Here is a 20,970-nt window from a genome sequence, read left to right on the forward strand (position 1 = left end):
ATGCTTCCAGCGCACCCTTCCACGGAGCAGCCCACGGGGCTCATCTTCGACATCCAGGCCCACTCGGTCCACGACGGGCCCGGAACCCGCACCACCGTGTTCCTCAACGGCTGTCCCTTCTCCTGCGAATGGTGCTGCAATCCTGAAGGCCTGCACCGCCGGCCCGTCGTGATGCACCGGGAGCAGCGCTGCGTCCACTGCGGCGGCTGCGCCCGCGCCTGCCCCCGGGGAGCCATCTCCCTGGGGGCCGACGGCCTCGAGACCTTCGACCGGAGCCTCTGCGCCGACTGCGCCACCTACGACTGCGTCTCGGCCTGCTACCACGAGGGCAACGTCCTCAGCGGGAAGCGCTACACCGTCGACCAGCTGATGGACATCTTCCGCCGGGACCGCCAGTTCTGGGGCCGGGGCGGGGGCGTCACCTTCTCGGGCGGCGAGCCCCTCCTCCAGCGGGACTTCATGCTGCCCCTCCTCCGGCGCTGCCGGGAGGCGCGCATCCACACCTGCGTGGAGACCACGGCCTGCCTGCCCACCGACTACTTCATGGAGGCGGCGGCCCTCCTCGACTTCCTCTTCATCGACATCAAGAACATGGATCCCGTCGCGCACCGCGCACGGACCCGCGCCGACAACGCCCAGACCCTCCGCAACGTGAAGACGCTGGGCGCCTCGGACCTGGACTGCTTCGTGGTGATCCGGATCCCGGTCATCCCCGGCTGGAACGACGGGGAGGAGAACATCCGGAAGACCGCCCGGTTCGTCCGCGAATGCGGCCTGGAAGTCATCAACCTCCTGCCTTTCCACCGCCTCAGCGAATCCAAGTGGCGCCAGGTGGGCGAGCCCTACGCCTTCGCGGACCTCCCCGGCCTGTCCCGGGAGGAGCTGGCCCCCCACGCCCAGTGGGTCCGCGAGGAGGGCATCACCTGCTACACCGGCTGGGAGACCCCCTTCTGATTCCGCAATCCCTGGAGAAGACATGAACAACCGATTCAGGCAGCTCCTGACGCCCCTGGCGGCGGGCCTCGCCCTGGCCGCCCTCGGGGCGCCCCGGGCCGCGGCCCAGTCCGTGGGCCTCGAGTACGGCTTCGAGGAGCGGGTCCGCTCCGAGGGCTGGAACAACATCACCGACTACACCGACGCCCTCAACGACGGGCACCTCCACTACCGCATGCGCACCCGGGTCTGGGGCCAGCTGAACGTCGGCCAGGACTGGGAGTTCGCGGCCGGGATCGCCAACGAGAACCGCAAGGTGGTGCGTCCCGACGCCGCCTACAACGGGCGGGAGATCTTCTTCGAGACCCTCAGCGCCACCTGGCGCTTCGCCCCGGGCTGGTCGGTCAAGGTGGGCCGGCAGGACATCATGCGGGGCGAGGGCTTCATCTTCATGGACGGCAGCGCCCTGGACGGGTCGCGCTGCGCCTACGTGAACGCCGTGGACCTGGCCCTGAAGGTCGGCCAGGCCTCCAAGGTGGAGTTCATCGCCATTTCCGACCCCCGCCAGGACAAGTACCTGCCCCGGGTCAACGACCCCGACGCCTGGAACCTGGTGCAGCGGCTCACGGAGTGGGACGAGCAGGCGTTGGCCCTGTACTACACCGGACGTGAGGCCAAGGATACGGCCATCGACGCCTACGCCGTCTACAAGGCCGAGACCCACGACTACCGGGCCCCATCCAACGCCCTGTTCCAGCCCGACCGCCACTTCGCCACGGTGGGCGCCCGGGTCGAGCGCACCTTCGTCGGCGGCTGGACCGCCAACGCCGAGGGCGCCTGGCAGTTCGGAACCCAGGCCGCCAACCCGGTCCGGGGCCTCGCCAGCAAGGACATCGGCGCCTGGGCGGGCTACGCCCACGTGAAGAAGGCCTTCGACGCCCCCTGGAAGCCCCGCGTCTCCCTGGGCTACATCGCCCTCTCGGGCTCCGATCCCGCCTCCGACAAGATCGGCGGCTGGAACCCGGTCTTCAGCCGCTGGCCCAAGTGGAGCGAACTCTACATCTACTCCCAGCCCCCCGAAAAGGGCGTCGGCTACTGGACCAACACCGGCCTCTGGGAGGCCGAAGCGCGGGTGAGCCCCGCGCGGTTCCTGGACCTGCGCGCCACCTACTACAGGATGTCGGCCTTCCAGGCCCCCGCCGCTGCCACGGCCTATTTCGGCAAGGGCAAGGACCGGGGCGACCTCTGGCAGGTGCGGGTGGACCTCAAGCTCAACGACAGCCTCAAGGGGCACGCCCTGTACGAACACATGGCTCCCGGCGACTTCTACGCCGGCAAGGATCCCGGTTATTTCCTGCGCTTCGAGGTGACCTACACCTTCAAGGGCCGGATCTGACCATGGCGTCCGCCGCGCGGTGCAGCTTGAAACGGGCCGGGGGGGCCGGGATACTGGTTCCCATGCTGAACCTTTCCCCCTCCGGGGAAGCCGCGCCCCTGGTGCCGGGCACCACGCCGGTGGGTCAGGTCGTGGAGGCCCTCCTCGCCTCGGGCCGCGCCACCCTCCAGGTGGCCGGCCCGGGCGGCGAGGTCGCCGGCACCTTCGATCTGGTGGACTACCTGCGCCGCAAGGGACCGGTGGAGGCCCCGCACGAGCCCGTCCAGCTCCACCTCCAGGACCCCCTTGACGAGGCCCCGGCCCAGCCGCCGCTCGCCGACGGCCGGCTCTGGCGGGAGCTGCTCCACGCCCTCCTCTCCAGTCCGGACAAGCCCATGGCCGCCCTGGTGGACCCGGACGAGCGGATCCTCTTCTCCAACACCCAGCTCCGGCAGGCCTTCCCCGACGCCTTCGACGGGCGTCCCCTGCGCATCCGCGACCTCCTGCCGGGCCATCCCCAGCGAAGGGACGGGGACGCCTCCCCGATCTCCTTCTGGTACGTCCAGAACCGGGAGCGGTGCTTCATGGTGCTCAAGACCCGCGCCTGCGCCGACGGCGTCGGGGCCCTCGTGCTCTTCGAGCTCACCGCCCAGCTGGCCCAGGGCCACAAGGCGGCCCTCGACGAGGTGGACCTGCTGAAGCGCGTCCTGGACATCTCCGTCGAAGGGCTGCAGGTCGTGGACGCCCGCGGCGTCATCACCCTCGTCAACGAGAGCTTCCTGCAGATCCACAAGCTGAGCCGGGAGGAGTCGGAGGGCCACCTGGTCACCGACGTGATCGAGAACACCCGGATGCACATCGTGGCGCGGACCGGCGTGCCCGAGGTCGACGAGTTCCAGACCATCAGCGGCCACGCCTACGTGGTGAGCCGCATCCCCATCTTCAAGGACGGCAAGTGCCTCGGCGCCGTCGGCAAGATCGTCTTCCAGGACTTCCGCGAGATCCAGCGCCTCGCCGAGAAGGTCAAGCGCCTGCAGATGGAACTGGAGGCCCTGCGCAAGAGCCAGGGCAAGCAGCACCGCGACACGCGTTTCACCTTCGACGACATCGTCGCCGTCAGCGACTCCAGCGTCCTCGCCAAGGAGCGCGCCATGATGGGCGCCCCCACCAGCTCCACGATCCTGCTGCTCGGCGAGAGCGGCGTCGGCAAGGAGGTCTACGCGCAGGCCATCCACAACCTGAGCCCCCGCCACGACCGCCCCTTCGTGAGGGTGAACTGCTCGGCCATCACCGAGACCCTCATCGAGTCGGAGCTCTTCGGCTACGCCGAGGGCGCGTTCACCGGCGCCAAGAAGGGGGGGCGGGCCGGGAAGTTCGAGCAGGCCAACACCGGTACCATCTTCCTGGACGAGATCGGCGACATGCCCCTGGAGGCCCAGGCGAAGCTGCTGCGGGTGCTGCAGGAACGCGAGATCGACCGCGTCGGCGGGGAGGGCACCATGCCCGTCGACATCCGCGTGATCGCCGCCACCAACCAGGACCTGTGGGCCCTGGTCGAGCAGAAGAAGTTCAGGCGGGACCTGTTCTTCCGTCTCAACGTCATCCCCATCGTCATTCCGCCCCTGCGGGAGCGCCCCGCGGACATCCCGGCCCTGGGCACCCTCTTCTGGGCGGACCTGCAGAAGACCCACGGCGTGGCCGCCAAGGTCCTGACCGAGAAGGCCAAGCGCCTCCTGGCCGAGTACACGTGGCCCGGCAACATCCGGGAGCTGCGCAACGTGCTGGAGCGCACCTTCACCATCGTCCGGGACGACCGCATCAGCGAGGACCAGGTCCGCATGATCCTGCTGGGCGTCGGGTCAACCGGCGGCCGCCTCAATGAGCAGGACGAGAGCACCCTGGACCGCACCGTGGAGAAGGCCGAGCGGCGCGCCATCGGCTTCGCCCTGGCCCGGACGAACAACAACAAGGCCCAGGCGGCGAAGCTGCTCGGCATCTCGCGGCCGCTGCTCTACCGCAAGATGAGCCAGTACGACATCAGCTGAATTCAGGGCTTCTCGGCCGCGGGCTGGGGGACTTCCGTCGCGGGCTTGGCGGCGACGCGGGCGGGACGGCGGAGGACCTCCGCGAGCCAGCCGGCCATGGTGTCCCGGTTGCCGGGGAGGTAGTCGAAGCCGTGCTCCCGGCCCGGCACCACGCGCGCGTAGACGCCGAAGACGGGCTTGAGGGCGGTGGCGTTGGCGAAGGCGTCCGGGTCCTCCTCGGAGGCCCACACGTAGACGGCGGCGCGGGCCTTGTGCGCGGCGGCCACGAGGCGTTCGGCGGGCTTGTCGCCCCAGCCCCCGGCCGGGCTCAGGGCCAGGACGGCCACGGGCCGGATGGACGGCGCGGCCGCGAGGGCGGTGTAGGCGCCGATGGAGCTGCCCGCCAGGGCCAGGCGGCGGCCGTCGACGCCGTGCTGCTTGCGCACCCACAGGGCCGCCAGGTGGAGGTCGGCCGGGATCTCGGCGAACCCCACCAGCTGGCTGGAGGCGGCGAAATCGCCGGTCACGGCCACCGTCTTGCCGTCCCTGGACGTGCTCTGGCCGTGGCCGCGCAGGTCCAGGGCGAAGGTGGCGATGCCCCGGGCGTTCAGGTCGTCCGCGAGCGGCTTCCACGCGGAGCGGTCGGCGCGGAACTGGTGGGCGAGGATGACGACGGGGCGGGGTCCCTTCTGGGCGGGCATCACGAAGGTGCCCTTGAGGACGTAGCCGTCGGCGGCGGTGAGGGTGACGTCCTTCACGGCGGGCTGGGCCGCGCCGAGGATGGCCGGAAGGAGGAACAGGGTGGCTTTGCGCATGGAAGCTCCTTTCCCTAGCGATGCTCTATTCTGCTTGCCTACCGCTTCTTTTTCTTCTTCTTGCCCTTGTCCGAACCGAAGACCTTGGCCAGGAACCCTTCCTCCTCGCCGCCCTCCTCGGAGACGGCGGCGCCCTCCAGCAGCTGCCGGACGAGCGCCTCCTCCTGGCTGGAGAGCCGGGTGGGGACCGCCACCCGCAGGTGGAGGTAGAGGTCGCCGCGTCCCGCGGCCCGCAGGCGGGGGACGCCGGCGTTGGGGATCTTGACGACCTTGTCGGAAGGCGTGCCCTTGGCGATCCGCACGGATTCCTTGCCGTAGGGGGTCTCGACGGGGAAGTCGCCGCCCAGGACGAGGAGGGCCCAGGGCACCTCCAGCCGGCGGTGCAGGTCCAGGCCGTCCCGCTCGTAGTCGGGATCGTCCTCCACGTCGAAGGCGATGAAGAGGTCGCCGGGAGGCCCGCCCATGATGCCGGCCTCGCCCTCGTTCTGGAGGCGCAGGCGCTGCCCGCGGTCCACGCCGGCGGGGATGCGGAACTTCACCTTGGTCCGGCGGCTGATGCGGCCCGCGCCCCGGCAGGAGGAGCAGGGGCTGGGGATGATCTGGCCGCGGCCCTCGCAGCGGGGGCAGGTGACGGCCATCTGGAGGAAGCCCTGGCGGACCGCGACCTGGCCGTTGCCGTGGCAGTTGGGGCAGACCTGCGGGCTGGTGCCCGGGGCGCAGCCGGACCCGCGGCAGGTGTCGCAGGCGTCCTGCCTGGGGATGTCGATCTCCTTGGAGTCCACCCCGAAGAGCGCCTCCTTGAAGGAGATCCGGAGGTTGTACTGCAGGTCCGAGCCCCGCTCCCCGCCGCCGGAGCGGCGGCGGGCGCCGCCCCCGCCGAAGAGGTCGGCGAAGATCCCGCCCCCGAAGAACGAGCCCAGGATGTCCTCGAAGCCCGCGAACTGGCTCGGGTCGAACTGGAACTGGGTCCCGCCCCCGGAGCCCTGGGCGCCCTGGAAGCCGAACTGGTCATAGCGCCTGCGCTTGTCCGCGTCGGAAAGGATGGCGTAGGCCTCGGCCGCCTCCTTGAACTTCTCCTCCGCTTCCTTGTTGCCCGGATTCTGGTCCGGGTGGAACTGCATGGCCAGGCGCCGATAGGCCTTCTTGATTTCGTCGAGGGTCGCTTCCTTGCCTACCCCCAGGACCTCGTAGTAGTCACGCTTCATGCCGACAGATTACCATCCTTGGCGGCCAATCCGGCCGATTCCCGGGCCCCCTACTGGGGTTCCCCCTCGTCCAGGCTGCTCATCATCTGCTCGCTCGCCGCCAGGACCGCGTTGGTGAGCACCTTCTGGACCTCCAGGAGCTGGAGTTCGGTGGCCTTGACGGCCTGGATGTCCTTGTTGGCCACGGCCATGCGCACCAGGTTCAGGGTCTCCCGGACCTCGGCCTGGTCCTCCAGGGACAGGAACTTGCCGCATTCGGAAAAACTGCGGTCGCAGCTGAAGAGGAGGCCTTCGGCGGAGGCGATGTACTTCAGCTCGTCCCGGCGCTTCTGGTCGGCCTCCTTGTTGGTCTGGGCCTCCCGCAGCATGGCCTGGATCTCCAGCTCGGAGAGGCCGCTGGAGGGGCGCATGCTCATGCTCTGCTCCAGGCCCGTCAGCAGGTCCTTGGCGGATACCTTCACGATGCCGTTGGAGTCGATCTCGAAGGCGACCTCGATCTGGGGCACGCCCTTGGGCAGGGGGGGCAGGTTGATGAGGTCGAACCGGCCGAGGCTCTTGTTGAACTGGGCCAGTTCGCGCTCGCCCTGGAGCACGTGGACCTCGACCCGGGCCTGGCTGTCCGTGACCGTGGTGAAGATCCGGCTGTCCCGGGTGGGGACGGTCGTGTTGCGCTGGATGATCTTGACGTAGCCGCCGCCCTGGGTCTCGATGCCGAGGGACAGGGGCGTGACGTCGAGGAGGACCAGGTCGGTCACCTCGCCGGTGAGCACGGCGCCCTGGATCGAGGCGCCCGCGGCGACGACCTCGTCGGGGTTGATGTCGCGGTTGGGCTCCCGCCCGAAGAAGTCCCGGACCACCTGCTGGACCAGGGGCATGCGGGTCTGGCCTCCGACGAGGATGACCTCGTCGATGTCCGAGGGCCTCTTCCCGGCCTGGTTCAGGGCGTCCTGGACGGGGACCATGGTGCGGGCCACGAGGGACTGGACCATGGCCTCGAGGTCCTCGCGGCTAAGGGTGGATTCCAGGTGCTGGGGGCCGCTGGGGCCCTGGGCGATGAAGGGCAGGCGCACCTCCACCTTGTCCAGGGTCGAGAGTTCGCACTTGGCCTTCTCCGAGGCCTCCTTCAGCCGCTGGAGGGCCATGCGGTCCTTGGTGAGGTCGATCCCGGTCTGGTCCCGGAACCGGTCCACGAGCCACATGAGGATGGCCTGGTCGAAGTCCTCGCCGCCCAGGAAGGTGTCGCCCGAGGTCGCGAGCACTTCGAAGACCCCGTCGTTCATGTCCATGACGGTGAAGTCGAAGGTGCCGCCGCCGAAGTCGTAGATGGCCAGCGTCTGCCGGAGGTGCTTCTTGTCCAGGCCGTAGGCCAGGGCCGCGGCGGTGGGCTCGTTGATGATGCGCTGGACGTTGAGGCCGGCGATGCGGCCGGCGTCCTTGGTGGCCTGGCGCTGGGCGTCGTCGAAGTACGCCGGCACCGTGATCACGGCGTCGGTGACCTCCTCGTGGAGGAACGCCTCCGCGGAGGCCTTGAGGCTCTTGAGGATGATCGCGGAGATCTCGGGGGGGGCGTAGCCCCGGTCCCCCACGCCGAGCCAGGCGTCCCCGTTGGGGGCCTTGACCACGGGGAAGGGCAGGCGGGGGACGGCCTCCTGGACGTTGGGGGCCTCGAACTTCTGGCCGATGAGGCGCTTGACGGCGAAGAGGGTGCGCTGGGGGTTGGTCACCGCCTGGCGCTTGGCGATGTGGCCGACCAGGACGTCGCCCTTGTCGGTGAAGGCCACCACGGACGGCGTGGTGCGGCTCCCCTCGCGGTTGGGGATGACGCGGCGCTCCCCGCCCTCCATCACGCACGCACAGCTGTTGGTGGTTCCCAGATCGATTCCGATGAGCTTGCCGGCCATGGGTTGGTACTCCCGCAGGTGGGGAAAGGGGGATTCGGCCTAGGAGGCGGTGGCGTCCGGGTCGGGGTGGTTGTTGACGACGACCCGCGCGGGCCGGAGGAGCTGGTCCCGGTGCGTGTAGCCGCGCTCGAAGATCGCGGCCACGCTGCCGTCGGGCAGGGAGGGCTGGGCGGTGGTGGTGAGGGCCTCGGCGTGCTGGGCGTCGAAAGGATCGCCCACCTGCAGTTCCACCGGCTCCACGCCGGCCTTTCGGAGGGCCTCCTGCATCTGGCGGTGGATGAGCACCACGCCGTTGTGGAAGTCCTCCACGCTGGCGTAGGTGGCCGCGACGCACCGCTCGAAGCTGTCCATGACGGGGAGGATCTCCAGGAGGAGCTTCCGTTCGGCCAGGGTGACCGCCAGCTGGGTTTCGCGGCCCACGCGGTTGCGGTGATTGGCGAAATCCGCGAGGAGGCGATGATGTTTGTCCTTGTGTTCGTTTTCAGCCCGTTCCAGGGCCTCGACCCGGGCTTTCAAGCGGACGATTTCGGCGTCCACGTCCCCGGAACCCTGGCCGCCCGCGGGGGCCGCCTTGGCGGTCGACGCCGCCTCCAGGCCATCCGCGGCTTCATCGGCAAGGGCCTGGAGATCCTGGCCCTCCCCGAATTCCTCCAGGTTGAGTTCCATGGTGAGGTCATTCTCGGGAGGGACGGTCCCGGGAGAGAGGTCCTGAGAGGGATTGGGTTTCTGGTCTGCCATGATCAACTCGATAATGAAATGTTAAGCGCAGAGGGTCAAACGTTGCCGGAATTTCCCCGGCCGAGGGGGGCGGGCCATCCCGCCAGGCCGCCCGCGACCTTCCGGTAGTCCAGCCGCAGCGGGCCCATGAGGGCGAAGGTGACCTGGGGTCCGCCCCGGACGGTCACGGTGCGCAGGGCGGTGGCCAGGGGCAGGTCGGGGAGGAAGGGGTTCTCCGAGCCCAGCAGCAGCTGCACCTCCTGGGTGGCGGCCTCCGCGAAGGCGTTCAGGAGGTGGGCGAGCCGCTCGTGCTGCTCGAAGATCTCCACCAGGCCGCGGAACCGGCCGGGATCCAGGAATTCGGGGAACTTGCCCAGCTCGCCCAGGCCGGCGACCACCAGGGAACCCTCCGGCTGGGGGGACATGCAGGAGGCCAGGTCGTTCAGGCGGCGGGCGAGCATTTCGGCGTCCGTGGCCTTCCCTTCCAGATCGGTGATGAGGCGGGCCTTGAGTTCGGGGAGGGTCAGCCCATGGAAGTGGGCGGTGGCGAAGTTGCCCAGCTCGATGAGGGTCTCGGCGCGCAGGCCCCAGGGGTTCGCGAGGAGCTGGTGCTCCACCTCGCCCCCCGTGCCCACCCAGAGGGCGACAAGGCGATCAGGCGGATGGCCGCCGCCGAGGGGGATGAACTCCAGGCGCACGAGCCGGCTCCGGCTCAGGTGGAGGGGCAGGGCGACGCAGATGCCCTTCATGGCCTCGGAGAGGACCCGGGCGGCGTTGCGCAGCCAGGCGGCATCCCCCTCGCGGCCGTCCAGGCCGCCGAGCGCTTCGGACAGGCGCGCGGCCTCCACCGGGTCCGGCTGGATCGGTTGCACCCAGTGGTCCACGTAATAGCGATAGGCCTTCTCCGTGGGGATCCGGCCGGCCGAGGTATGGGGCTGGTCCAGGAGCGCTTCATCCTCCAGATCCGCCAGCACATTGCGGATGGTGGCGCTGGAATAGGCCCCCGGGATGCGCTTGGACAGGACGCGCGAGCCTACAGGCTCACCCTCGACGAGATAGGTCTCGATGAGCGTCTTGAGGACCGATTCGCTGCGGGGGGAGAGGTTTAACGTCAAATGTCGAAATCCCATGACCCAGGCGCCAGTGCGGGCCCTGGTCAACTATACTTCATTTTCTGACCTAGCCCGGAGGCGCGCCATGCTCAACCGTCCCATTCTTTCCACCGCCGCGGCCCTCGTCCTCGTCCTCGGGGTCGCCTGCGACCGGACCAGCCCTGCGGTGAAGCAGGCCCAGGAAGCGGCCAAGGCTGCTGACGACCGGGTCGCCGCGCTCGAAAAGCAGCTGGAGGAAATCAAGGCCGGGAAGGTGGCCGGCGAGGGCGACGCCGACGCCGCCATCCACGTCAGCCAGGCCCAGGTCAAGGCCCTGGACCGGCGCCTGGACCAGGCCAAGAAGGCCGCCGCCCAGCGCCACACCGAGGCCCAGGAACTGGCGGCCGCCCCCAAGGCCGTCGCCGACCGGGCGGTCCTGGTGGAAGTGCCCGCCAACACCCGCCTGATCGTCGAGATCGGCCGGGACCTGGCCACGGACAAGGACCAGGCGGGCGACGCCTGGGAGGGCACCCTCGCCGAGCCCGTCTCCGTGAACGGCCGGGTGGTCTGGCCCAAGGGCACCCCCGTCAAGGGCGTGGTGGCCCAGAGCACGCCGGCCGGTCGCCTTCAGAGCGGCCAGGGGGGCCTCGGCATCCGCCTGACCACCGTGGGCGCCAATGACGTGGAGGCGGGCACCTTCCTCGTCGTCGGCGACAAGCGCGGCGAGCGCAACACCAAGTTCATCGGCGGCACCGCCGCCCTCGGGGCCCTGGTGGGCATCCTCTCCAGCCGCAACAACCAGGGCGACCACGCCCTGGGCGGCGCCGCCATCGGGGCCGCCGCCGGCACCGCCCTCGCGGCCGGAACCGCCGACACCATCATCAAGATCCCCGCGGCCAAGCCCGTGGCCTTCACCCTCTCCGCCCCGGAGCGGGTGGTCCTCAAGTAGGCCCGGGATGGCCCCCCGCGAGGACGACCTCCGCGCGGAGGTGTGTGACGTCTGCCGCCGCCTCCACGGGCGGAACCTCCTGGCCGCCGCCGACGGCAACGTCAGCGTGCGGCTGGAGGACGGCACCATCGCCATCACCCCCTCCGGCGTCGCCAAGAACCGCATGGCCCCGGGCGACCTGGCCCTCCTGGACCCCGACGGCACGGTGCTCGCGGGGCGGCCCAGCACGGAGCGGCTGATGCACCTGGCGGTGTACCGGGCCTGCCCCGAGGCCCGCGCCGTCGTCCACGCCCATCCCCCCACGGCCATCGCCCTGAGCCTGGCGCGGCCGGACTGGGCCTGGCTCCCCTCCGACGCCCTGCCGGAGGTGATCCTCGCGGCGGGGGCGGTCCCCATCGTCCCCTATGCCCGTCCCGGCACCGCCGCCATGGGCGAGGTCCTCGCGCCCTTCCTGCCGGAGCGCCGCCTCCTCATGCTTTCCCGCCACGGCGCCCTCGCCTGGGGGGAGGACCTGGAGGAGGCCTACCGGGGCGTGGAGCGCCTGGAGCACGTGTGCCAGATCCTCAAGGCGGCCCTGGAACTGGGCGGCGCCGCGGCCCTCCCGCCGGAGGAGGTGGAAGCCCTCCGGGAGGCCCGCGCCCGGAACGGAAGGAGGCTGCTGTGAACCCCATGACGTCCCTCGCCCTGCGCTACGACGGGCGCAGGCTCCTCATCCTGGACCAGACCCGCCTCCCCCGGGAGGAAGCCTGGGTGGACGGCGGCGACCCCGACGCCATGGTGGGGCACATCCGCCGGCTGGCCGTCCGAGGCGCCCCCCTGATCGGCGTCGCCGCCGCCCTGGCCCTGGCGGTCTTCGCGGAGTCGGGTGCGGACGAATCGTCGCTCCGCCAGGCGGCCGCTTCCCTCCGGGCGGCGCGCCCCACCGCCGTCAACCTCATGTGGGCCATGGACCGCATGGCGGAGCGCATCCCCCTGGGCGCCCCGGCCCTGGCCGCCGAGGCCGAGGCGATCTTCCGGGAGGACGTGGCCCTCTGCGAGGCCATGGCCCGCCACGGGGTGTCCCTCCTGGGCGCCGGGGAGGCCGTCCTCACCCACTGCAACTCGGGGGCCCTCGCGACCGTGGGGGTGGGGACGGCCCTGGGCGTGATCCTCCGGGCCTGGGAGGCCGGCAAGGTCCGCCACGTCTACGTGGACGAGACCCGGCCCCTGCTCCAGGGGGCGCGCCTCACCGCGTGGGAGCTGGCCCGGGCCGGCGTGCCCCACACGCTCCTCACCGATTCCATGGCCGCCATCCTCCTCCGGGACGGGCGCATCGACCGGGTCCTGGTGGGCGCCGACCGGGTCGCCGCCAACGGCGACTTCGCCAACAAGGTCGGCACCTACGGCCTGGCGGTGCAGTGCCGCTTCCACGGGGTCCCCTTCCATCCCGTCGCCCCCTGGTCCACGGTGGACCTGGCCTGCCCCGCCGGGGCCGGGATCCCCATCGAGATGCGGGACGCGGCCGAGGTGAGGGGGCAGGGCGGCCGCGCCTGGGCCGCCGATGACACCCCCGCCTTCAACCCCTCCTTCGACGTGACCCCTGCGGCCCTGGTGACGAGCCTCGTCACGGACCGGGGCGTGGCGACCGCCGCCGACCTCCAGGCCGGCATCCTGGCCCGCCTCGGCTGACCTCAGCGGGGGGGCTCGGCGGCCTCCGTCTCCCCCTCCTCGCGGATCAGGCACCAGCATCCCCCCACGGCGGCCGGCGCGTGCACCGACCCCCGCCCGTGGTGGACCCAGGTTCCGGGCGCGAGGGGAAGGCCGTCGTCCAGGAGGGTGCCCGCCAGGACGAGGACGCTCTCCGAGCCCAGGTGCCGGTGGGGCGGGGCCGGGGCGTCGCCGGGGGCGAAGGCCAGCACCAGGCGGGATCCGCCGGGTTCCGCGATCAGTTCGGCCCTGCGGCGGCCGCCCTCATCCGCCGCCCAGCGCCACTGGTCCGCGGGGGGGAGCCGCTCCAGGATGCCCTTGGGCAGGTGGAAGGGGCCCGCCTCAGGGCGCCGGGCGCCGGCCAGGGCCTCGTGGGCCGCGGCGAGGATGGCGAGGGGCAGGTCGGGCCTCCCCCCCAGCAGGTCCCGGGCCTCCTCCGGCACCGGCGTCGCGGGCCAGGGCCGGGCGGGAGGGGGGACCTCCCCGCGGGCGATGCGGGCCAGGGCGCCCCGCAGGGCGGCGCGGGCGGCCTCGGGGGCCTCGTCGTCCACCTGGGCCACGAGGGCCGGCAGGGCCCGCATCGTCGCCAGGATGGCGCGGCAGGCGGGGCAGAGGGGGAGGTGCAGGCGCAGGAGGAGGACCCGGCTGGAGGGGAGGCACCCATCCGCGTAGTCGGAGAACATGGACACCGCGCGCTCGCAGGTGATGAAACGCGGAATCATCCCCGCCTCCCGGCCATGAACGCGTCCAGGAACCCCCGGAGCCCCAGGCGCGCCCGGTGGAGGCGCTGCCTCACGAGGCCGCGGCTGATGCCCAGCTTGTGTGCAACTTCGTCGGTGTTCATGCCTTCGAGATCCCTCAAGATGAACACGGCCCGCTGATCATCGGAAAGGCGGTTGAGGCCCTCCCGGATCTTGGCCCGCATCTGGTCCCTTTCAACCGAGACGAGGGCCATCGCTTCCTGGCTCCAGTCCCGCATCCTGTCCGTGTTCATGAGATGCCCGTCGGGGGAGAAACGTGGCAGAAAATCTTCGATGGCGTCCTCGCGGCGGCGGATGCGGGACCGGCGCAGCATGAGTGCCTCATTGATGCAGATGCGGTAGGCCCAGGTGGAGAATTTGCTCTTCCCCTGGAACCGCCCCAGTTCGGTGTGGATGCTGATCAGGGCCTCCTGGAGGGCGTCCTGCGCGTCGAGGGTGTCCTGGAGGATGCGGTGGATGCCGGCAAAGAACAATCCGAGATGCGGAGCCACAAGCTCGCTGAAGGCGTCGCCGTCCCCTGTCTGGGCCCTCGCGATGAGATCGCTTTCGTTCGGCGGAATCATCCTTCCAACCTACCGCGAGGCGAGGGGAATGCGAACCGTGAACGTCGCGCCCTGCCCCAGACCGGGGCTTGAAGCTTTTATGGTGCCTTTGTGGAGCGTCACAATTTCCCATGAAAGAAAGAGGCCAAGGCCGGTGCCGGCCACTTGGCGGGTCATCTCGTCGCCCACCCGGTAGAAGCGCTGGAACAGGCGGGGGAGCTCGCGGGGACTGATGCCGTTGCCGCGGTCCGAAACGCTGATGATGGCCATCTCGCCGTCCGAGTCAAGGGTGACCGTCGTCTTCCGGGGCTCGGGCGCGTACTTGTGGGCGTTGGACAGGAGGTTCTCCACCACCTGGGCCATGGCCCGGGGGTCGATGTCCGCCCAGATGTCGATGCCCAGCTGGAGGTTGAGGCCCAGGGAACCGGTGCCCAGGCGGTGGTCCATGCCGTCCGCGACCTCCCGGAGCCAGGGGGCCAGCTCCACGCGCTCGGGCTTCAGCTCCAGGCTCCCGGCGTCGGCCCGGGCCACGTCCAGGAGGTTGCCCACGAGTTCCGTGAGCCGGAGCAGGTCGCCGTCCATGAGCTGCTGGACCCTCGCCTTCCGGTCGGGCCCCAGCTCCCGGGTGAAGAGCGTCTCCATCCAGACCCGGAGGCTGGCGATGGGCGTCTTGAGCTCGTGGGTGACGGAGGCGATGAAGTTCCGCTGGCGTAGCTTGAGCTCCATCTCGCTGTTCAGCTTGCGGTAGATGTAGCTGAGGCCGAGGAGCACCGCCAGGACCATCACCGCCGCCTCGCCGGCGGCCCTCCACAGGGCCAGGGTCCGCTCCCGCTCCATGGCCGAGAGGATCTCGGTGCGCAGGGTCAGGTAGGCGGACTGGTCGAGGAGGATGGGATCGTCGGGCTCCACCGGGCCGGGGACCACCGCGACGTAGGGGAAGCGCTGCTCGATGGCGGCCTTCCGGATCTGCAGGGGGGGGAACTCCGGCAGCTTGGCCTCCACCATGCCGGGCCGGTCGGAGGCGGGGTCCCGCTGGAAGACGATGCGGAGGATCTCGGCGCTGTCCATCTGCCAGGCCTCGGCGCGGCCGGCCCGCATGGTGGCGATGCGGGCGTTCTGGAGGTTCCTGGACTCCCGGATCTGGAGGCTGATCCACCAGGCCATCTGGCTGAGGAGGATGAAGGCGACGCTCCAGAAGATGAGGCGCTCGGTGGCGGGGGCTTTGAGATGGGCCTGTTTCATGCCTGGTTTCACGTTGAAGTTTCCAGTCTGAGGCCGCGGCCCGCGCCTCCACAAGAATTCTTGCATTGGGCGCCCAGGAGGGCATTCTGGTAGCGAATGAGCACCGCCCCCTCCAATCCCTTCAAGCCGGGCCCCGCCGCGGGCCGCCCGGCGGCGCCCGGGGCCCAGGGTCCCCTGGCCGGGGCGGGGCAGAACACGGAGCTGCTGGTGGAGCTCCTCCAGGGGCAGCGGCAGATCTCCGGCCTCACCCAGGAGCTGGCGGACCTGAGGGGGCGCCTGGCCCGGCGGTCCCACCAGATGAGCGTCCTCCAGCACGTGGCCGAGATCCTGGCCGCCACCCCCCGGGCGCCCCAGATCGCCGGGGTCGTCCAGGACGTCCTCGTGCAGGAGTTCGGGGCCCGCACCTGCGTCGTCTGGATCCTCGAGGATTCCGGGGCCCGCTACGAACCCCGCTGCGGCTACGGCCTCCCCAGGTCGGTGTGGACCTCCCTCCGGCTCCCGGCCCCCAACCCCTTCCCCGGCGCCCCCATGGTCCTCTTCCAGGACCAGTGGATGGACGAGGGGCTCCACGGCGGATGCCTGGAACCCCTGCGGACCGGGGAGGACACGGCCCTCTACTACGTCCCCTTCGAGAACCAGCTCCTCCTCATGGGCTTCGCCGTCATCTGCCTCGAGGCGGGCCGTCCCATGGACGAGGACCAGAACTCCGTCACCATCCTCCAGCGCCAGGTGGCGGCCAGCATCTACAACGCGTGGCTCTTCCGGGACCTGGGGGAGCAGCGCGACACCCTCCAGCGGCAGGCCACGGAACTCGAGAAGGCCAATGCCGCCCTGCGGGAGGCGGACCGCTTCCGGAGCGAGTTCCTGGCCCTGACGAGCCACGAGCTGAGGACCCCCCTGACCGGCATCCTGGGCTTCACCCGCCTCGTCCTGGACGGATTCTACGAGGACGAGGAGGAGATGCGCCGGATGCTGGCCGACAGCTACGCTTCCGGCAAGCACCTGCTGGACCTCCTCAACGACATCCTGGACCTCGCCAAGATCGAGAGCGGCCGCATGCAGATGCGGATCGAGCCCGTCGGCCTCGGAGGCCTTCTGGACGAGGTGAAGGCCATCGTCCAGGGCTACCCCCGCAAGCCCGAGGTCGAGCTCCACTGGCCCGCGGGCCTCGAGGCGGTCCCCGAGGTCATGGCCGACCCGGGCCGGCTCCGCCAGGTGCTCCTGAACCTCCTGTCCAACGCCCTGAAGTTCACCAAGGAGGGCTCGGTCCACGTGATCGTCGAGCGGGGCTTCGGCGAGGTGGCGCTCATCGTGGCCGATACGGGCATCGGGGTGACCCGGGAGGCCCAGGCCCGGCTCTTCCAGAAGTTCGTCCAGGCGGACGGCGGCCACAGCCGGGAGTACGGCGGCACCGGCCTGGGCCTTGTCATCTGCAAACACCTCATGGAAATGATGAACGGCACCATCTCCCTGCATAGCGAGGGAGAAGGCAGGGGGACGACCATGACCCTCACGGTGCCCATCGCCTGAGCCGCAGGGGCCGTGTGACCTTTACCATTGTTCGCCGGCCGTGGGCCTCGTAAACTGAGGCATATTTGGAGCCTCCCATGAAGCCAAGCCTGCTCGGCCTAGCCCTGTCCCTGGTCGCCCTGCCAGGCCTGCGCGCCGAGGAGGGGATGTGGACGTTTGATAACCTCCCCCTCGCCAGTATGAAGGAGAAATTCGGCTTCGCGCCGGACCAGGCCTGGCTGGACCACGCCCGGCTCAGCTCCCTGCGCTTCCCCGGCGGAAGCGGTTCCTTCATCAGCGCCGATGGCCTGGTGCTCACCAACCACCACGTGGGCCGCGACCACATCCAGGCGGTCTCGGGTCAGGGGCGCGACCTGGTGAAGAACGGGTTCGTGGCCGCCACCCGCGACCAGGAGATCAAGGTCCCCGGCCTGGAACTCTACACCCTCGTGGCCATGGAGGACGTGACGGCCCGGGTGGCCAAGGCCGCCCCGGAGGCGCGCCAGGCCGAACTGGGGCGGATCCAGAAGGAGATCCAGGACCGGACCGGGCTGCGGTCCGAGGTGGTCAAGCTCTACCAGGGGGGCGAGTACTGGATCTACAGCTACCAGAAGCACACCGACGTGCGCCTGGTGATGGCGCCCGAGGTGCGGATGGCCAAGTTCGGGGGCGACGCCGACAACTTCACCTACCCGAGGTTCGGCCTGGACTTCGCCCTCTTCCGGGTCTACGAGGACGGCCGGCCCTACCATCCCAAGGCCCACCTGGCCTGGGCCACGGAGGGCCTCAAGGCCGGCGATCTGACCTTCGTCACCGGCCATCCCGGCTCCACCGCCCGCCTCGAGACCCAGGCCCAGATGCTGGCCTCCCGGGATGTGGCGTGGCCCGAGCGGATCCGCGCCCTGGACGCCCTGCGCGGGGCCCTGGTCGACTACGGCCGCCGCTCCCCCGAACATCAGCGTCAGGTCGCCGCCCAGATCCTGAACGTGGAGAACAGCCTCAAGGCCATGAACGGCTACCTCGCGGGCCTGAAGGACGCCGAGGCCCTGGCCCGGCTGGCCAAGGCCGAGCAGGACCTGCGGGCCCAGGTGGAGGCCGACCCCGCCCTCAAGGCCAAGGCCGGGGGGAGCTGGGACGCCATCGCCAAGGCCATGGAGGTCCGGAACGCCCTCTGGCGGGAACAGGCCCTGGTGGACACCTGCAACAGCACCCTGCTGGGCCATGCCCTGACCCTGGTGCGCCTGCCGGAACAGGCCGCCCTGCCCGGCGCCAGGCGCCTGGCCGAATACAACGACGCCAACGTGGAGGCCACCCGGCGCCGCCTCCTGGTGGACCGCCCCTACCATCCCGAACTGGAGACGGCCCTGTTCACCCATGGCCTGAAGTCGGCCCTGGAAGGGCTCGGCGCCGCTCACCCCTTCGTCCAGGCCATGCTGGGCGGCCAGAGCCCCGAGGCGGTGGCCAAGGCCGCCGTGGCGGGCTCCCGCCTGGGCGATCCCGCCGTCCGCAAGGCCCTCCTGGAGGGCGGGCGCGAGGCGGTGCTGGCCTCCCGGGACCCCATGCTCCTCCTGGCCCGGAAGCTGGAAGCGCCCAACCGTCTCCTGCGCCAGCGGATCGAGGACGAGGTCAACGCCGTGGTCGCCGAGCACGGCGGCCGCATCGCCGGGGCCCGGTTCCGGATCTTCGGCAAGGGCGTCTACCCCGACGCCACCTTCACCCTGCGCCTGACCTACGGCGCCGTCTCCGGCTACCCGGCCAACGGCACCCACATCCAGCCCTTCACCACCCTCCACGGCCTTTTCGACCGGGCCCTGGCCTGGGGCCCCGAGGCGGAAGGGGGGGCCTGGTCCCTCCCTGCCCGCTGGTGGGAGCGCAAGGGCCGCCTGGCCCTGGAGACGCCGTACAACTTCGCCCACAGCGTGGACATCATCGGGGGCAATTCCGGCAGCCCGGTGCTGAACCGCAAGGGGGAGCTGGCGGGGCTCATCTTCGACGGCAACATCGAGAGCCTCGCGGGCCGCTACTACTACGACGCCAGAGTCAACCGGGGCGTCTCCGTGGACGCGCGGGCCATCCTCGAGGCCCTCGGCAAGGTCTACGACGCCCAGCACCTGGTCAAGGAAATCACTACCAAGTAACCCGTTCCATGGAGCCTCCGATGCGCGCATCCCTCACCCCCCTGCTGGCCCTCCTCATCGCGGCCCCCGCGCTCCGCGCCGACGAGGGCATGTGGACGTTCGACAACCTCCCCACCCAGAAGATGAAGGCCAAGTACGGCTTCGCCCCCGACGCGGCCTGGCTCGACCACGTGCGCCTCAGCGCGGTGCGCTTCCCGGGCGGCAGCGGTTCCTTCATCAGCGCCGACGGCCTCGTGCTGACCAACCACCACGTGGGCCACAGCTGGATCGAGCGCGTCTCCGACCCGACCCACGACTACGTGGGCAACGGCTTCGTGGCCGCCACCCGGGACCAGGAGATCAAGGTCCCCGGCCTGGAGCTGCACACCCTGATGTCCATGGAGAACGTCACCGAGGCGCTGGCCAAGGCCGTCCCGGCCGGGGCCGACGAGGCCCGGGCCGCCGCGGCCCGCCAGGAGGCCCTCGCCGGCCTCCTCAAGGAGGCCCGGACCCGGACCGGCCTGCTCTGCGAGCCCGTGGTCCTCTACCAGGGCGGCGAGACCTGGATCTACGCCTACAAGGTCCACAAGGATGTCCGGCTCGTCATGGCCCCCGAATACGGCATCGCCGCCTTCGGCAAGGAATGGGACAACTTCTCCTACCCCCGGTTCTGCCTGGATTTCAGCCTCTTCCGCGTCTACGAGGACGGCAAGCCCTACCGCCCCGCCCACCACCTGGCCTGGGCCGCCTCCGGCCCCAAGTACGGGGACATGACCTTCATGGTCGGTCACCCCGGGCGGACCTCCCGCCTGGAGACCCTGGCCCAGATGGAGGCCCAGCGCGACGCCCTGACCCCCCTCATGGTCCGGACCCTGGACCGGGCCCGCAAGGTGCTCCACGCCTACGCCGCTTCCGGCCCCGAGCAGGCCCGCCAGGTCTCCGACGCCATCATGGGCGTGGAGAACGGCTACAAGGTCTACGTGAACCAGCTCACCGGCCTCCGGGACAAGGAGGCCATGGCCGAGGTCGCCCGGGCCGAGGCCGAGCTGCGCGCGGCCGTCGAGAAGGACCCCGCGCTGAAGGCCCTGGCCGGCGGCAGCTGGGACAAGGTCGCCGCCGCCACCGCCCGCCGGGTCAAGGCCGCCGTCGAGGAGTCTCTCGTGGGCGGGCTGGGCAGCCGCACCCTGGAGTTCGCCCTGGCGGTGGCCAGGCTGGAGGCCGAGGCCGCCCTGCCCAAGGGCGAGCGGGACCCCCAGTTCCGCAGCGACGCCGACATCGAGCGCGTGAAGGGCCGCCTCAAGGCCACCCTCATCCCCGCCCCGGCCCTCGAGAAGGAAAGCATCGTCGCGGGCCTCAAGGCCGCCCAGGCCGAGCTGGGCGCGGCCCATCCCTTCGTGGCCGCGGCCCTACAGGGACGCACCCCCGAGGCCGCCGCCGAGGCCCTGGTCTCCGGCACCCGCCTCATGGACGCCAAGGTCCGCGAGGGCCTTCTCTCCGGCGGATCCGAGGCCGCCGCCAAGGACCCGATGCTGGTGCTCGCCCGCAGGATCCTGGAGATCCAGAAGCCCATCCGCAAGGAGCAGCGCGAGGTCCAGGCCATCCTCTCGGAGCACGGCGGCCGGATCGCCCAGGCCCGCTTCCGCGTCCGGGGCCGCTCCGTCTATCCCGACGCCACCTTCACCCTGCGCCTGACCTACGGCGCCGTCGAGACCTACCCCTCCGCCGGCACCCTGGCGCCCCCCTTCACCACCTTCGGCGGCCTCTATGACCGTGCCGACGCGTGGGGCCCGGAGGCCGAGGACCACTCCTGGGAGCTGCCGAAGCGCTGGCAGGAGGCCCGGGGCCGCCTCGACCTGAGGACCCGTTTCAACTTCATCACCAACAACGACATCATCGGCGGCAACTCGGGCTCCCCCGTGGTGGACCGCCAGGGCCGGCTCATCGGCCTGGTGTTCGACGGGAACATCGAATCCAACGCTGGGCGCTTCTTCTTCGATCCCAAGGTCAACCGCGCCATCTCCGTCGACGCCTCCGCCATCCTGGCGGCCCTGGACAAGGTCTACGGCGCCGGACACCTCGTCACCGAGATCAACGCCAAATAGG

17 protein-coding genes are annotated in these 20,970 nt (G+C 70.6%); 9 read left to right on the forward strand and 8 right to left on the reverse strand.

Going from position 1 to position 20,970, the window contains the following annotated elements:
- The 3 genes from R2J75_RS04750 (at position 1) to R2J75_RS04760 (ending at position 4,353) form a co-directional block, all read left to right on the forward strand.
- On the forward strand, positions 1–954 hold the full coding sequence (locus tag R2J75_RS04750; protein WP_243331523.1) for a glycyl-radical enzyme activating protein: 954 nt from the start codon (positions 1–3) through the stop codon (positions 952–954).
- Positions 955–976: 22 nt separating this feature from the next.
- The gene (locus R2J75_RS04755) at positions 977–2,329 is read left to right on the forward strand and encodes an alginate export family protein (protein WP_243331524.1); all 1,353 of its coding nucleotides are present in this window, start codon (positions 977–979) and stop codon (positions 2,327–2,329) included.
- Between the two features lie 62 nt (positions 2,330–2,391).
- Positions 2,392–4,353 (forward strand): sigma-54 interaction domain-containing protein, encoded by a 1,962-nt coding sequence (locus tag R2J75_RS04760; RefSeq protein WP_243331526.1) that lies wholly within the window; start codon positions 2,392–2,394, stop codon positions 4,351–4,353.
- Positions 4,354–4,355: 2 nt separating this feature from the next.
- On the opposite strand, the gene R2J75_RS04765 is transcribed toward R2J75_RS04760, so the two are convergent.
- The 5 genes from R2J75_RS04765 to hrcA form a co-directional block, all read right to left on the reverse strand.
- Positions 4,356–5,147, reverse strand: coding sequence for an alpha/beta hydrolase (locus R2J75_RS04765; RefSeq protein WP_243331528.1), 792 nt, complete (start codon positions 5,145–5,147; stop codon positions 4,356–4,358).
- Between the two features lie 38 nt (positions 5,148–5,185).
- Positions 5,186–6,352, reverse strand: a complete 1,167-nt coding sequence (gene dnaJ, locus R2J75_RS04770; protein WP_316411170.1) for a molecular chaperone DnaJ — start codon at positions 6,350–6,352, stop codon at positions 5,186–5,188.
- 50 nt (positions 6,353–6,402) lie between these two features.
- Positions 6,403–8,253, reverse strand: coding sequence for a molecular chaperone DnaK (dnaK, locus tag R2J75_RS04775; RefSeq protein ID WP_243331533.1), 1,851 nt, complete (start codon positions 8,251–8,253; stop codon positions 6,403–6,405).
- A 39-nt stretch (positions 8,254–8,292) separates the two neighbouring features.
- Positions 8,293–8,919 carry a nucleotide exchange factor GrpE gene (locus tag R2J75_RS04780; RefSeq protein WP_243331535.1) on the reverse strand — a complete coding sequence of 209 codons (627 nt, stop codon included), beginning with the start codon at positions 8,917–8,919 and terminating at the stop codon, positions 8,293–8,295.
- Positions 8,920–9,026: 107 nt separating this feature from the next.
- On the reverse strand, positions 9,027–10,085 hold the full coding sequence (gene hrcA / locus R2J75_RS04785) for a heat-inducible transcriptional repressor HrcA (protein WP_243331546.1): 1,059 nt from the start codon (positions 10,083–10,085) through the stop codon (positions 9,027–9,029).
- An 82-nt stretch (positions 10,086–10,167) separates the two neighbouring features.
- On the opposite strand from hrcA, the gene R2J75_RS04790 reads away from it, so the two are divergent.
- Genes R2J75_RS04790 through mtnA form a run of 3 tightly spaced genes read left to right on the forward strand, consistent with a single transcriptional unit; the run spans position 10,168 to position 12,678 of the window.
- Positions 10,168–11,010: a hypothetical protein gene (locus R2J75_RS04790; RefSeq protein ID WP_279341910.1), complete on the forward strand. Its 843-nt coding sequence runs from the start codon at positions 10,168–10,170 to the stop codon at positions 11,008–11,010.
- A gap of 7 nt (positions 11,011–11,017) precedes the next feature.
- Positions 11,018–11,674 carry a class II aldolase/adducin family protein gene (locus R2J75_RS04795; RefSeq protein WP_243331548.1) on the forward strand — a complete coding sequence of 219 codons (657 nt, stop codon included), beginning with the start codon at positions 11,018–11,020 and terminating at the stop codon, positions 11,672–11,674.
- Entirely contained in the window at positions 11,671–12,678 is a 1,008-nt protein-coding gene (mtnA, locus tag R2J75_RS04800) for an S-methyl-5-thioribose-1-phosphate isomerase (RefSeq protein WP_394365876.1), read from the forward strand. The genes R2J75_RS04795 and mtnA overlap by 4 nt, the downstream gene beginning before the upstream one ends.
- A gap of 2 nt (positions 12,679–12,680) precedes the next feature.
- Here the strand turns inward: mtnA and R2J75_RS04805 are convergent, their stop codons facing one another.
- The 3 genes from R2J75_RS04805 to R2J75_RS04815 are packed head-to-tail and all read right to left on the reverse strand — an operon-like array spanning position 12,681 to position 15,241.
- Positions 12,681–13,418 (reverse strand): cupin domain-containing protein, encoded by a 738-nt coding sequence (locus R2J75_RS04805; RefSeq protein WP_316411172.1) that lies wholly within the window; start codon positions 13,416–13,418, stop codon positions 12,681–12,683.
- A complete protein-coding gene (locus R2J75_RS04810; protein ID WP_243331556.1) occupies positions 13,415–14,020 on the reverse strand; it encodes an RNA polymerase sigma factor in 606 nt (201 codons plus the stop codon). Before R2J75_RS04810 ends, R2J75_RS04805 begins: the two co-directional genes overlap by 4 nt.
- A 9-nt stretch (positions 14,021–14,029) precedes the next feature.
- Entirely contained in the window at positions 14,030–15,241 is a 1,212-nt protein-coding gene (locus R2J75_RS04815; RefSeq protein ID WP_243331559.1) for a sensor histidine kinase, read from the reverse strand.
- A gap of 96 nt (positions 15,242–15,337) precedes the next feature.
- Between R2J75_RS04815 and R2J75_RS04820 the strand changes: the two genes are divergently transcribed.
- The 3 genes from R2J75_RS04820 to R2J75_RS04830 all read left to right on the forward strand — a co-directional run bounded on the left by R2J75_RS04820 (position 15,338) and on the right by R2J75_RS04830 (position 20,969).
- On the forward strand, positions 15,338–16,771 hold the full coding sequence (locus tag R2J75_RS04820) for a sensor histidine kinase (RefSeq protein ID WP_243331561.1): 1,434 nt from the start codon (positions 15,338–15,340) through the stop codon (positions 16,769–16,771).
- A gap of 77 nt (positions 16,772–16,848) precedes the next feature.
- Positions 16,849–18,888 carry a S46 family peptidase gene (locus tag R2J75_RS04825; protein WP_316411173.1) on the forward strand — a complete coding sequence of 680 codons (2,040 nt, stop codon included), beginning with the start codon at positions 16,849–16,851 and terminating at the stop codon, positions 18,886–18,888.
- Between the two features lie 20 nt (positions 18,889–18,908).
- Positions 18,909–20,969 carry a S46 family peptidase gene (locus R2J75_RS04830; RefSeq protein ID WP_243331566.1) on the forward strand — a complete coding sequence of 687 codons (2,061 nt, stop codon included), beginning with the start codon at positions 18,909–18,911 and terminating at the stop codon, positions 20,967–20,969.
- Position 20,970: the final 1 nt, after the last annotated feature.

This window comes from Mesoterricola sediminis (assembly GCF_030295425.1).
GTDB lineage: Bacteria > Acidobacteriota > Holophagae > Holophagales > Holophagaceae > Mesoterricola > Mesoterricola sediminis.

Coding starts and splice junctions, on each gene's coding strand:
- R2J75_RS04765 (WP_243331528.1), bottom strand. CDS start 5,147: ATGCGCAAAGCCACCCTGTTCCTCCTTCCGGCCATCCTCGGCGCGGCC.
- R2J75_RS04780 (WP_243331535.1), bottom strand. CDS start 8,919: ATGGAACTCAACCTGGAGGAATTCGGGGAGGGCCAGGATCTCCAGGCC.
- R2J75_RS04760 (WP_243331526.1), top strand. CDS start 2,392: ATGCTGAACCTTTCCCCCTCCGGGGAAGCCGCGCCCCTGGTGCCGGGC.
- R2J75_RS04805 (WP_316411172.1), bottom strand. CDS start 13,418: ATGATTCCGCGTTTCATCACCTGCGAGCGCGCGGTGTCCATGTTCTCC.
- R2J75_RS04820 (WP_243331561.1), top strand. CDS start 15,338: ATGAGCACCGCCCCCTCCAATCCCTTCAAGCCGGGCCCCGCCGCGGGC.
- R2J75_RS04810 (WP_243331556.1), bottom strand. CDS start 14,020: ATGATTCCGCCGAACGAAAGCGATCTCATCGCGAGGGCCCAGACAGGG.
- R2J75_RS04795 (WP_243331548.1), top strand. CDS start 11,018: ATGGCCCCCCGCGAGGACGACCTCCGCGCGGAGGTGTGTGACGTCTGC.
- dnaJ (WP_316411170.1), bottom strand. CDS start 6,352: ATGAAGCGTGACTACTACGAGGTCCTGGGGGTAGGCAAGGAAGCGACC.
- R2J75_RS04830 (WP_243331566.1), top strand. CDS start 18,909: ATGCGCGCATCCCTCACCCCCCTGCTGGCCCTCCTCATCGCGGCCCCC.
- R2J75_RS04790 (WP_279341910.1), top strand. CDS start 10,168: ATGCTCAACCGTCCCATTCTTTCCACCGCCGCGGCCCTCGTCCTCGTC.
- R2J75_RS04825 (WP_316411173.1), top strand. CDS start 16,849: ATGAAGCCAAGCCTGCTCGGCCTAGCCCTGTCCCTGGTCGCCCTGCCA.
- R2J75_RS04815 (WP_243331559.1), bottom strand. CDS start 15,241: ATGAAACAGGCCCATCTCAAAGCCCCCGCCACCGAGCGCCTCATCTTC.
- R2J75_RS04755 (WP_243331524.1), top strand. CDS start 977: ATGAACAACCGATTCAGGCAGCTCCTGACGCCCCTGGCGGCGGGCCTC.
- dnaK (WP_243331533.1), bottom strand. CDS start 8,253: ATGGCCGGCAAGCTCATCGGAATCGATCTGGGAACCACCAACAGCTGT.
- R2J75_RS04750 (WP_243331523.1), top strand. CDS start 1: ATGCTTCCAGCGCACCCTTCCACGGAGCAGCCCACGGGGCTCATCTTC.